Origin of the sequence: Psychrobacillus sp. NPDC096426, from assembly GCF_044762745.1 — a bacterium.
GTDB lineage: Bacteria > Bacillota > Bacilli > Bacillales_A > Planococcaceae > Psychrobacillus.
Window position 1 is genome coordinate 291,242 of sequence record NZ_JBIWEX010000001.1, and the last position, 12,578, is coordinate 303,819.

9 protein-coding genes and 1 other annotated feature are annotated in these 12,578 nt (G+C 38.6%); of the genes, 5 read left to right on the forward strand and 4 right to left on the reverse strand.

Annotated features, from left to right (window positions below; all coding sequences use genetic code 11):
* Nucleotide 1 precedes the first annotated feature (1 nt).
* Nucleotides 2–1,072 (reverse strand): DUF1254 domain-containing protein, encoded by a 1,071-nt coding sequence (locus ACIQYS_RS01435; protein ID WP_402973758.1) that lies wholly within the window; start codon nt 1,070–1,072, stop codon nt 2–4.
* Between the two features lie 587 nt (nt 1,073–1,659).
* Here ACIQYS_RS01435 and ACIQYS_RS01440 point away from each other — a divergent pair.
* Nucleotides 1,660–3,048, forward strand: coding sequence for a TldD/PmbA family protein (locus ACIQYS_RS01440; protein WP_402973761.1), 1,389 nt, complete (start codon nt 1,660–1,662; stop codon nt 3,046–3,048).
* Between the two features lie 3 nt (nt 3,049–3,051).
* Nucleotides 3,052–4,395, forward strand: a complete 1,344-nt coding sequence (locus tag ACIQYS_RS01445; RefSeq protein WP_402973764.1) for a TldD/PmbA family protein — start codon at nt 3,052–3,054, stop codon at nt 4,393–4,395.
* Between the two features lie 137 nt (nt 4,396–4,532).
* Here the strand turns inward: ACIQYS_RS01445 and pheT are convergent, their stop codons facing one another.
* The 3 genes from pheT to ACIQYS_RS01460 form a co-directional block, all read right to left on the reverse strand.
* A complete protein-coding gene (gene pheT, locus ACIQYS_RS01450) occupies nt 4,533–6,944 on the reverse strand; it encodes a phenylalanine--tRNA ligase subunit beta (RefSeq protein ID WP_402973767.1) in 2,412 nt (803 codons plus the stop codon).
* 12 nt (nt 6,945–6,956) lie between these two features.
* A complete protein-coding gene (pheS, locus tag ACIQYS_RS01455; protein WP_402973770.1) occupies nt 6,957–7,994 on the reverse strand; it encodes a phenylalanine--tRNA ligase subunit alpha in 1,038 nt (345 codons plus the stop codon).
* A gap of 47 nt (nt 7,995–8,041) precedes the next feature.
* Nucleotides 8,042–8,276: a binding site (T-box leader), on the reverse strand.
* 534 nt (nt 8,277–8,810) lie between these two features.
* Complete coding sequence (locus tag ACIQYS_RS01460) at nt 8,811–9,572, reverse strand: TrmH family RNA methyltransferase (RefSeq protein ID WP_402973773.1); 762 nt, start codon at nt 9,570–9,572, stop codon at nt 8,811–8,813.
* A 91-nt stretch (nt 9,573–9,663) separates the two neighbouring features.
* On the opposite strand from ACIQYS_RS01460, the gene sspI reads away from it, so the two are divergent.
* From sspI to ACIQYS_RS01475, 3 genes are all read left to right on the forward strand, one after another.
* The gene (gene sspI / locus ACIQYS_RS01465; RefSeq protein WP_402973776.1) at nt 9,664–9,870 is read left to right on the forward strand and encodes a small acid-soluble spore protein SspI; all 207 of its coding nucleotides are present in this window, start codon (nt 9,664–9,666) and stop codon (nt 9,868–9,870) included.
* Between the two features lie 169 nt (nt 9,871–10,039).
* Nucleotides 10,040–11,434 (forward strand): FAD-binding oxidoreductase, encoded by a 1,395-nt coding sequence (locus ACIQYS_RS01470; protein ID WP_402973779.1) that lies wholly within the window; start codon nt 10,040–10,042, stop codon nt 11,432–11,434.
* Between the two features lies 1 nt (nt 11,435).
* A complete protein-coding gene (locus ACIQYS_RS01475; protein ID WP_402973782.1) occupies nt 11,436–12,416 on the forward strand; it encodes a bile acid:sodium symporter family protein in 981 nt (326 codons plus the stop codon).
* The last annotated feature ends 162 nt before the right edge of the window (nt 12,417–12,578 follow it).

Below are 12,578 nucleotides of genomic sequence, written 5' to 3' on the forward strand. Positions count from 1 at the left end.
ACTAAAAAGCATTAGTTGGGGGAAATTGTTCAGGATTGAAATGAATTTTATAATTAAATTTCCCATCTAAAGGAATATTTTGTTGATCGACAAAATTATACGCATAAACACTATCTAGCGGAATGTTTGCTCCAAATAAATTCATTGCAACAATCGCTCTTTTTTTATAATCGGTGCCGTAAAATCCAATATTATTTAGCGGCATGCTCCATCCACCCACTTCATTGTTAGTTAGTATTTCCTGACTGGCAGTCTGGATATAGTTCGGACCATGACGGACTGCATGGAACAGAGCTCTTTGTATAGACGGATGAAGTGTATAGAAATTGAATCCATTACTTGGAATAAGACCTAATGTATGAAGCTTGAAAGTTATATCTGGGGATTGAATTGCAGCATAAGGTGGGCTTTTAAACATAAGCACCATCATTAATTGAAAAAATGTGGGTGCATCCATGGAAGTAAGTAGTTCTGTCGGTGATTGCTCGGTAATGATGATTTCATCGCTTGCATGTAGACTTTCACTCGGGTAAAGCCTTTCCAACATGTACTTATTTTGAATCGCATACACTGCCGGATAATCCTCTGGCCCATTTGTTTGTATTCTTCCCGTAATCCAAATGGTATCTGTTGGAGCAAAAATGACAGGAACTGCTGAAGGAAGAAACCCTTGCCAGCTTGGTCCTACGATAATGAATTGTTGTTCTTCTGTCCCAGTCGTACGTGCACCGACAGAAGCGAAGACATTTGAATACGCATCAAGCATCGGTAGCAAATAATATCTGTCATCTGTGTTCGGCACATGCAACAGCATCGGACCTTCATTCAACTCAAGCCATGCAGATGAATAAAGTGTATCCACATTTGGCCTTACCACTTGAGTAAACTGAGGCGTAGATAGTACCTTTTGATGATAAAATTGATTCTTCTGCTCTAAACTTAACAACCCTCTTCTTCTAGTTAAATCCATCAGCACCAGCGGAAAGCCATACATATATGCGTCTATAGCGAAATCATGTATGATTTGTTCCTTATTAAGAGCTTGGCTTTTCCAGTCTATTAAAGGATACATTCGATTCCTCCTAAAATAACAATACTTGATAGAAGCCTATGTAGTTTATGCAACGATCTATGACAGACTCCAAAAACGTTAAATATCTAAATATTCCAATAACCGTAATATGTGTTCTATAATGATGAAAAAGTTGAGGTGTCATATGAAGTTGAAAGTTCAAGAGCTTCAATGGTTATATGAAAGATCTACTTGATTTGAGAAACATGTACGTTTTTAAGAAACTATTTAGAAAAGAAGAAAACCATGATCTTTTGCTTGATTTCATAAACCATTTTTAGAACTTTGTATAGTTGAAGTTTCTTCAGGTAGTACTAAACCCTTTGACCGATGAACAAAGGCTTCCGTTTTTAGATATACTGGATACTCACAATGAAAAAACAGAAATAAGTTCTTTAAAAGAGTAAACTCTCTTCCTAATTCTAAGCTAGAAAACATATATTACTGGGTTGCATATATTTTAAGTGGTTATTAAGCTGCTAATGTGCATCCTTATTGTGAAATCACTGAATATACTAAATTACCACTCTAATTAGTGTATTCACGAAAATCTTACGCTATAATTCTTCATAGAGGGGGTAAGGAATATGATCAAACAATCAATCATTGAAAATGTGCTAGAAGCCGCGCTCTCCACTGGCGGTGATTTTTCGGAAGTATTCATTGAAGATAAATATGTGAACAGATTGGAATTGCAAAGCGGTAAGTTAGAGAAAAGTATATCTGGTCGTGATTTTGGAATTGGAATCCGTATTTTTTCTGGTCTTCAAAGCATCTATACGTATACAACTGATTTCTCAGAAGAAGGCTTGCTACTGGCAGCAAAACGTGCAGCACATGCTATTAAAGGTGGAGTAAATGGTACTATTCATCCACTCCGAAAAGAAACATTCTATCCAATTCACCAAATAGCTCAGATGCCAAGAACTGTAAAACATGCTAGGAAAGTAGAGTTTATGAGGAAAGCAAATGAGATTGCTAGAAATTACGATGAACGAATCCTACAAGTCGGACTACGTTATATAGACGAAGAACAGCATGTACTAATTGCTAATTCAGAAGGTAAATTCGTGGAAGATACTCGTGTCCATAGTCGGCTATCCATACAAGCGACCGCTTCTGACGGCGTTGAAATGCAGACGGGATTTTACGGACCAGGGGCTCATGCTGGATTTGAATTTATTGAAAACTTAAATCTGGACCATTATGCAGGTGAAGCAGCACGTACTGCCATAACTATGCTTGAAGCGGATGAATGTCCAAGTGGAAAGTTCCCTGTCATTATTGATAATGAATTTGGCGGCGTTATTTTTCATGAAGCGTGTGGACACGGACTGGAAGCTACTTCTGTTGCCAAAAATAATTCTGTTTTCGCAAATCGAATTGGTGAAAAAGTTGCCCCCGATATCGTGACATACATCGATGACGGTACCCTACCGAATGAATGGGGTTCCCTAAATATGGATGATGAAGGCGAAAAGACACGCAAAAATGTTTTAATCGAAAACGGGATATTAAAGGGTTATCTTATCGATAAATTTAATGCTCGACGTATGAATGCAGAAGCAACAGGTTCTTCCCGCCGGGAGTCGTATCGATTCAATCCAACTTCTCGTATGACAAATACGTATATCGCACCGGGTACATCGACACCAGAAGAAATTATTGCATCGACAGAAAATGGACTATATGCAAAATATATGGGTGGCGGCTCCGTTAATCCAGCTACAGGTGATTATAATTTCGCCGTTGCGGAGGCTTACCTTGTGAAAAATGGTAAGATTGATCGCCCAGTTCGAGGTGCAACACTTATTGGTAATGGAGCGAAAACATTGCAGCTTGTCGATAAAGTTGGCAATAATCTTGCCCATGATGCTGGAATGTGCGGATCTATTAGTGGAAGCCTTCCTGTCAATGTTGGTCAGCCGATGATTCGCATCAGTGAAATTACAGTCGGTGGGACAAAGGGGGAATAAATCATGCAAATCACTGAATTCCAAGAAGAACTACTAAAAAAGGCTATGGATGCTGGTTTCAAGGAAGCTGAAGTGTATTATGAACGTTCGGAAACATTCCAATGTATGATTTTTGAAGGAGAAATTGATAGCTACGAAACATCTGAAGATAGCGGTCTTGGATTGCGAGGTCTTTATAACGGAAAAATGGGCTACGCCTATACAGAAAAAATTGATGAAGATTCGATTCCATTTTTAATTGATAGTGCGAAAGCAAATGCAGAGGTGCTTGATGAGGACGATGGATCGAATATTTACGAGGGAAGTAAAGAATACGCTACTCATGCGTTTTACAGTGAAGAGCTTGCAAAGATTCAAATTCCAGAAAAGATTGAACTCATTAAGTCTATTGAAAAGAAAGTACTTGCATACGATCCACGGATTGTTACGCTCAACTACTGCGTTCTACAAGATTTTTCAGGAGACCGCATGTTGACGAACAATAAAGGTCTTTCATTGAAAGAGAAAAAGAATGGATTAGGTATTTTCATTTCAACAGTCGTCAAAAATGGTGAAGAAATGAAAACAGGTAGTTTCATTAAACTAACGCGTGATTTTGGTTCTCTCGATGCAGACAAAATTGCAAAAGAAGCGGCAGAAGAAGCATTGTCTAATCTCGGCGAGCAATCCATTCCAGCTGGAAAATACCCAATCATTATGCGACATGACGCAGCAGCATCGTTACTAGCAACGTTCACACCAATTTTCTCAGCTGAAAACACGCAAAAGGATCAGTCGCTTTTGAAAGGGAAAGTTGGGGAGAAAATTGCATCAGATGTCTTTAGCTTGCTTGATGATCCTTTCCATCCTGACGCCGTTGCGGGATCGAATTTCGATGGAGAAGGTGTTGCAACAAAAACACATGCGATCGTTTCAAGCGGGATTCTCGAAACACTACTGCATAACCGAAAAACAGCTAAATTAGATGGCGTAGAAACAACAGGTCATGCACATAAAGCGTCTTATAAAAGTACACTCACTATAGCACCGCTGAATATGTTCATTGCACCAGGTGAAAAAAGCAAAGCTGACCTAATTGCTTCTACAGCAGACGGAATCCTCATAACGGATTTGTCGGGACTTCATTCCGGTACAAATACGATTTCTGGAGATTTTTCAGTTGCGGCAGTCGGTTTCCATATTAAAGACGGCAAAATTTCGACACCTGTTAAACAGATGACAATCGCTGGTAACTTCTTCGACTTTATCAATGATATCGAAGAGATTGGATCCGATCTAAATTTCCTTCCAGGTGGCTACGGTTCCCCATCATTACGAGTAAAAGAACTTTCCGTTACGGTTGATTGAGTAGAAAACTAGACATTTTCTACCCAACAACTGTGTCAGACACAAATCTAAAACAATTATGAATAGTTCGGAAATCCCATGTATCACAGGGACCTAAAAAAGGAGCAGCACTATAAATAGTGCTGCTCCAATCCATCTTATCCTCTTAACTCCGCTCCTGCTTGTTCCGCAAGTGCTTTTAATACTTTGTTATGTGCATTTACAACTTCTTCATCCGTTAGTGTACGTTCTGGATCGAAATAAGTTAGAGAGAATGCAACCGATTTTTTGCCTGGCTCCATTTTTTCTCCTTCGTATAAATCGAATAGATGTACACCTTTTAACAATCTACCACCAGATAATTGGATAATTGCTTGTAGTTCCCCAGCAGCTTTTTCGCTATCTACTACTAACGCAATATCACGTGTAATCGACGGGAATTTAGAAACTGGTGCGTAGTATAAAGCTTCGACTACTTTATTTATAACTTTTGCTAAGTTCAATTCAACTACATACGTATCTTTCAAGTCTCGAGCTTTTTGTTCAGATGGGTGTAATTGACCGATTAGACCAATTTCTTCCCCAGCAAGTTTAATAGTAGCTGTTCGTCCCGGATGTAATCCGTCTACTACTGTACGTTCAAAAGTAAGTTCTTTCGAATGTCCAAGCAATTCCATTAATCCTTCGACAATTCCTTTTAATACGAAGAAATCAACTGCTTTTTTCTCACCTTGCCAGCTATGGTCTACCCATTTCCCAGCAATTACTACTGCTAAATGTTCTTGCTCATGAGGAAGACCTGATTCTGTTTCCCCTAAGAAGACAGATCCCACTTCATAAAGCGCAACTGTATCTGCTTGGCGAGCAGTGTTATACGTCACTGCATCTAGTAAATGAGGGATTAAGCTTTGGCGAAGTGTGCTACGCTCTTCACTCATTGGCATTAATAACTCTGTTACTGGAGCAGTTTCTAAAGCGAATTTTTGAGACATTTCTTTGGATGTTAATGAATACGTAATTGCTTGATAAAGGCCTGCGCCTTCCAAGTAAGCACGAACTTGACGACGTCTTGCTTGGTAAGATGTTAAGCCACCTGGTTTTGATTCCTCTACTGGTAATGTCATTGGAATTTCATCATACCCATACATACGAGCAATTTCTTCGACGATATCTTCTTCAATTTTAATATCTTGACGACGAGTCGGCGCATTAATGTATAAATAACCATTTGCCGCTTGGTGGTCAAATTTCAATCTTGTCAAAATAGAAGTCATATCTTCTAAAGAAATTTTCATTCCTAAACGATTGTTGATAAAGTCAGGAGATACAACTACTTCAACAGGTGTTTTATCTAATTCATCTACTACTACTGAACCTGCTAGCACTTCTCCACCTGCAAGTTCTGCAAGTAGACTAGCTGCACGTTCTGCTGCTAAAATAACACGATTTGGATCGACACCTTTTTCAAAACGAGCACTTGCATCACTGCGTAAGTTATGATCTTTTGACGTTTGACGAACAGATCCAGATGCAAAGTAAGCAGATTCAATTACTACAGTTGTCGTACCATCATGTACTTCCGAGTTTGCTCCACCCATTACACCAGCAATAGCAACCGGTTCTTTACCATTTGTAATAACTAAGTGGTTTGATTTAAGTGTACGTTCTTGATCATCCAGTGTAACAATTTTTTCTCCTTCATTTGCAAGACGAATGACAAGTTCTTTTGTTTCTAGACGGTCATAGTCGAATGCATGAAGTGGTTGACCGTATTCCATTAATACGTAGTTCGTAATATCAACTACGTTATTATGTGGACGAACTCCAGCTGCCATTAGGCGGTGCTGTAACCAAAGTGGTGATTCTTTAATTTGCACATTTTTTACTACTTTTGCTACGTACATTGGATTTTCTTCGATTGCATCTACACGCAAGTTTAAGTAATCAGAAGCCTTTTCGCTGCTTTCCGTGTAAGTTGCTTCAGGGTATTTCATATCCTCGGATAAGATGGCACCTACTTCATAGGCAACTCCTAGCATACTTAGGGCATCCGAGCGGTTTGGTGTTAAACCAAGTTCAAGGATAGTATCATCTAAACCAAGTAGTGGTAATGCACTTTCTCCAGGAGTTGCTGTTTCTGGAAGTACATAGATACCTTCTGCGTACGCTTTTGGTACTAGTCTTCCTTCAATACCCAACTCTTGAAGCGAGCAAATCATTCCGTTCGATTCTTCTCCACGAAGTTTTGCTTTTTTAATTTTTATACCGCCTGGAAGTACTGCTCCCGGACGTGCAACGATTACTTTTTGCCCTTCTGCTACGTTTGGAGCGCCACAAATAATTTGTGTTGTTTCTTCTCCTACGTCTACTTGGCAAATATTTAGTTTATCTGCTTCTGGATGTTTTACACATTCCTTCACATAACCGACTACTACATTTGTCATTCCTTGGGAACGATCAATTACTGCATCCACCTCGATACCTGAACGAGTAATCTTTTCCCCTAAATCTTTCGGATCAAGTCCGTGTGTATTTACATATTCTGCTAACCATTTCGTAGAAACTAACATGTCATTTCCTCCTTACACTTCTGTTCGGTGGAATTGCGATAAGAAACGCACATCATTCGTATAGAAATGACGAATATCTTCCACTCCATATTTCAACATTGCAATACGTTCTGGACCCATCCCAAAAGCAAAGCCAGAAAGTTTTTTCGAATCATATCCAGCCATTTCTAAAACGTTCGGATGTACCATACCAGCACCTAAAATTTCAATCCAACCAGTTTTCTTACAAACATTACAACCACTGCCTCCACATTTGAAACAAGAAATATCCATTTCAACAGATGGTTCTGTAAATGGGAAGAAGCTTGGACGTAGACGAATTTCACGATCTTCTCCGAACATTTTCTTCGCAAATACAGAAAGCGTTCCTTTAAGGTCACTCATGCGAATATTTTCGCCAATAACAAGTCCTTCGATTTGTGTAAATTGGTGAGAATGGGTCGCATCATCATTGTCACGGCGATATACTTTACCTGGACAAATAATTTTAATCGGCTTTCCTTCTTTTGTTTCCATCGTGCGAGCTTGAACAGGTGATGTATGTGTACGAAGCAAAATATCTTCCGAAATATAGAAAGAATCTTGCATATCACGAGCTGGGTGGCCTTTTGGTAAGTTCAGCGCTTCGAAATTGTAGTAATCTTTTTCTACTTCTGGACCTTCCGCAATTTCGTAACCCATGCTTATAAACAGGTCTTCGATTTCTTCTACTACACGAGTTAGTGGATGATGATTTCCTGTTTTCACCGGTCTACCTGGTAACGTAACGTCAATTGATTCTTTTTCTAATTGCGCTTGAATCGCTTGTTCTTGCAGTATTGTCATGCGAGCTTCTAACACTTCTGTTACTTCTTCACGAACTACGTTTACAAGAGCTCCCATTTTCGGACGTTCTTCTGCAGGAAGTTTTCCCATTCCTTTAAGTAGATCTGTAATCGGTCCTTTTTTTCCTAAATATGCAACACGCACATCATTTAATTCTTTGACATTCATTGAAGCTTCAATTTTTTGTAATGCTTCTTCTTTTAGCTGTTGAAGTTGTGCTTCCATGTTTTGTTGATCTCTCCTTTTTGACAAAATAAAAACCCCGCCCCTATAAAAGGGACGAGGACTAATTTCGCGGTACCACCCTGATTATTGCACGACGAATACGTGCAATCACTCAATTCGACTAACGGCTCTACACCGGCACACCTTTACAGTCAATGACTGGTCCCGGTGGCAGCTAGCGGGGTGAACTTCTATATGCATTCTCTATTTACACTTTCAGTCCAGGTGTAAAATTCCTTTTGTCGAATCGTCATATATACTTTTCCCGATGACAGCTTTTATATATCAAATTATATTCTATTATACGAAGTTTTAAACGTTTCATCAAGTGGGACTTATTTTATATTGTAAAATTAGACCATAATAGTGCGCATATTAGGGATACTGCGTCGTAAAAGTTTTATTTGGTGACCGCTATGATTTCCGCTAGGCCTGTTTGTCGTGTTCAGGGTCCTGTTTGTCGCTTTCGAGATGTGTTTTGTCGTATTCGAAAGGTAGTTTGTCGCGTTCACAGCATGTTACGTCTCGTTCAACCATTTATTGGATTTTATTTTCAAGAAACACTACATAAGATCGAATTTAACACAGTGCCTCTGATTAGCTAGCAACTTTTATAGATTGGAGCGGAAGGGCGGCGACCCCAGCGGGATGAAGTGAGACAGATGAAACTTCACAGCGCACGCGTAGCGTCGGTGAAGGTTCATCGCTCACCCCGCGGAAAGCGTCCGCCCTGTAGCGAAAATCATTGCGGACACTTTATTCAACTTGCTAAGAAGCAGTATCTCTAAACTGCGCTGACATCCCTTACTCACAATACTATAATGCTAAGCCGTATAACAAGATCCCTGTTGCTACTGCTACATTTAATGATTCAGCTTGTCCTAATAATGGAACGATAACATTTTGGTCTGTCTTTTCAAGTAACTCTTTGTTAATGCCACTTCCTTCGTTTCCAACGATTAATGCAAATTCTTCACTTTTTGTAACCTCGTTAAACGGAGTAGAATTTTCAAACGCAGTACCAAAAACGGTCACTTGTCTATTTTTCAATTCATTGACCCATTCATGCAAATCACCTTTTACAATAGGAATATGAAAATGGGAGCCTTGTGCAGAACGTAATGTTTTAGGGTTATAAGCATCTGCAGAACCTTTCCCTAAAACAACAGCATCAATTCCAGCAGCATCTGCTGTGCGAATCATCGTGCCAATGTTGCCTGGATCTTGGACAGCATCTATTAATAACAATCGTTTCCATTTCGATTGTACTTGCTCATCTACAGTTTGCTGTTTACAATGCGCAAATATTCCTTGCGTATGTTCTGTTTCAGCAAGTTCTTTTTTGATTACATCGTTGATTTCAACAATTTCTAAATTATCTACGTCCCAATTTACTGGAATCTCACTCGTATCACTAATCATAATCGTTAGCACATTTTCTTTTTGTTTTATCGCTTCTTCGACTAAATGATATCCCTCTATAATGAATTCACCTGTTTTATCTCTTTCTTTTCGTACACTTAATAGTTTTTTCCAATGCTTCACAAGTGAATTTTGGGGAGATTCAATTCGTTTCATTTATATGTAACCGCCTTTTTTATTTAATAGTACCAAATTCGTGTATAGCTTGCGAGAGTTTGGAGAAGATAATTACGAGGAGTGATGAAAAATGGATTTTCAAATTCGAGAAGCGATTTCAAACAATTTAAAAGGGAACTCAGCAACAGATATTCGTAATGTAGTGGAAGATGCTGTTCAAAGAGGCGAAGAACATCTACTACCTGGCTTAGGAGTCATCTTTGAAAAATGGTGGAAAATGGCGGATGATACAAAACGAAATACTGTGTTAAATGAAATCGCAACTGCATTTAAATAAAAACAATCCGTGAAGGAATATTTCTCTTCACGGATTTGTTTTATTTTACGTAAAATTCACAAAACTTCAATTGCAATTCATTAAATTATCTGTATAATTACTCTATTGGAATTAACAATAAAATTTCGATAAATTATATACTTATTTTTTTGTAAAGAGGCGAATTGAAATGACTGTATCAACAGAAAGTGTAGTAGAAGCTTTAAAAAATGTTTTAGAAGAAAACCAAGTATCTATCAATCAAACAGTACGAGAGCAACACAGTAAAGATGAATCTTATCATGAAGTCAGTCTTCCTGATATTGTAGTATTCCCTAAAACAGCTGAAGAAGTAAGCAGTATTATGAAAATAGCGAATAGACTACAAGTAGCTGTAGTGCCTTTTGGACGCGGCTCAAGCCTAGAAGGGCATGTTATCCCTTACGATAACGGGATTACAATCGACTTTTCATTGATGGACAAGATTTTAGAAGTTCGTGAAAATGATTTATTAGTAAGAGTTCAACCAGGTGTAACGAGAACGCAACTAAATAAAGAATTGAAAAAATATGGGCTTTTCTTTTCTGTCGACCCTGGAGCAGACGCAACTTTAGGTGGAATGGCGGCTACAAACGCTAGTGGAACAACCACTGTCAAATACGGCGTGATGCGGGATCAAGTTCGTGATTTAGAAGTAGTACTAGCAGACGGTACGATTATACATACAGGGAATTTAGCTGCCAAATCAGCATCAGGTTTTCATTTAAACGGGCTTTTTGTAGGTTCAGAAGGAACACTAGGATGTTTCACAGAATTGACATTGAAAGTATATGGAATACCTGAGTTTACGACAGCTGCAAGAGCTGTGTTCCCTACAGTAAAAAATGCAGTAGAGGCCGTTACATCTATTTTACAAGCCGGTATACCAATAGCTCGAGTGGAGTTAGTAGACGAAGAATCCATCCGACAAGTAAATCGTTTTAGTGAAACGGATTATGCGGAGAAACCAACCCTTTTCTTAGAATTTGACGGAAACGAAGCGGGCTTACAACAAGACGTGGAATTTACAAAAGAAATAATGGAAGATCACGGTTGTACCGAAATTCAATTTGAAACAGATAATACTGCACGTACAAAACTTTGGGATGCACGACATAATCTTGCTTATGCTTATATTCACGGTAATGTAGGTAAAAAAATGATGGTGACCGATGTTTGTGTTCCTATTTCAGAACTAGCTGATGCGGTCATTTATGCGAGAAGAGAACTGGATGCAATTGGTCTTATCGGAGGAGTTCTAGGTCATGTGGGCGATGGAAACTTCCATGCGTTATTAATGATTGATATGAATAATGCAGAAGAAGTAGCTAAAGCGGATGCGTTCAATGAAAGAATTGTTCGATATGCATTAGAGCGCGACGGTACTTGTACTGGTGAGCATGGTGTTGGAGTTGGTAAACAAAAATACCAAGCTGCTGAACATGGAGCAGCATTACATGTAATGGAAAAAATTAAAGTAGCACTTGATCCGAACAATATTTTAAATCCAAATAAAATCGTTAAAATAGAAAGTTTAGGTGAATAATTTGAAAGTATTAGAGTCTATTAGTAATTTCGCAGGAAAATATTTCGCGTTTTTAGTAATCGCAATAGCGGTCATTGCTTTTTTTATACCAGACACATTTCTACCGTTTGGTAAGTATATTACGATTTTATTAGGGATTGTTATGTTCGGAATGGGTCTTACTCTTAAAGCTGTAGACTTCAAACTCATTCTAACTCATCCTAAACCTGTTATTTTCGGGGTTTTAGCTCAGTTCATTATCATGCCTTTGACTGCATTTGCAATTGCATATTTATTACAATTGCCAAGTGAATTAGCCGCTGGACTTGTTCTATTAGGTTCTGTACCTGGAGGAACTGCGTCAAACGTTATGGTGTATTTAGCAAAAGGAAATGTTCCATTATCTATTACGATGACATCTTTTTCAACCATTTTGGCACCACTATTAACACCATTATTACTGCTTTTACTTGCAGGACAATGGATGCCGGTAAATGCTGTTGATATGTTTATGTCCATCGTTCAAGTAATCATTATCCCAATCATTCTTGGATTACTAGCGAAAAAGTTATTACCGAATATTGTAGAGAAAAGCTTAAATATTGTTCCACTTATTTCTGTTTTAGCCATTATTACGATCGTTTCAGCGGTTGTTGCGGGTAACGTAAATAATATTGCTTCTGCCGGTTTCTTAGTATTTGTAGGTGTATTCTTGCATAATGGTGCAGGGTTATTATTAGGTTACTTTGCAGCAAAACTAATGGGTCTTTCCGAATTAGACCAACGTGCAATATCCATTGAAGTAGGCATGCAAAACTCAGGGTTAGGTGTTGCACTAGCAACAGCTCACTTAGGTCCTTTAGCAGCACTACCAAGTGCATTAGGTGCTGTTTGGCATAATATTTCCGGACCAATTTTAGCTACTTATTGGTCAAAACGACCGGTAAAAGATATTCCCGAAACTACAACAACCAAAACACAAAGTAAAATTTCAGAAGCATAATCACTTTCTAAGGACCTATCTCAGGATAGGCCCTTTTCTTTTAATAAAAAATAATAAAGAGTGATTCAGCGTCTCCCGAATCACTCTTCCTATGTAGCGATGAAGCCATCCATCTTGACGATCGACATCGCATGTGTATAGTACAGACTGCTAGGCAAACCC

Excerpts from the sequence above, each read along its gene's own strand:
- pheT (WP_402973767.1), bottom strand. The coding sequence starts at position 6,944 with ATGTTAGTTTCTACGAAATGGTTAGCAGAATATGTAAATACACACGGA.
- ACIQYS_RS01445 (WP_402973764.1), top strand. The coding sequence starts at position 3,052 with ATGCAAATCACTGAATTCCAAGAAGAACTACTAAAAAAGGCTATGGAT.
- ACIQYS_RS01460 (WP_402973773.1), bottom strand. The coding sequence starts at position 9,572 with ATGAAACGAATTGAATCTCCCCAAAATTCACTTGTGAAGCATTGGAAA.
- ACIQYS_RS01470 (WP_402973779.1), top strand. The coding sequence starts at position 10,040 with ATGACTGTATCAACAGAAAGTGTAGTAGAAGCTTTAAAAAATGTTTTA.
- pheS (WP_402973770.1), bottom strand. The coding sequence starts at position 7,994 with ATGGAAGCACAACTTCAACAGCTAAAAGAAGAAGCATTACAAAAAATT.
- ACIQYS_RS01440 (WP_402973761.1), top strand. The coding sequence starts at position 1,660 with ATGATCAAACAATCAATCATTGAAAATGTGCTAGAAGCCGCGCTCTCC.
- sspI (WP_402973776.1), top strand. The coding sequence starts at position 9,664 with ATGGATTTTCAAATTCGAGAAGCGATTTCAAACAATTTAAAAGGGAAC.
- ACIQYS_RS01435 (WP_402973758.1), bottom strand. The coding sequence starts at position 1,072 with ATGTATCCTTTAATAGACTGGAAAAGCCAAGCTCTTAATAAGGAACAA.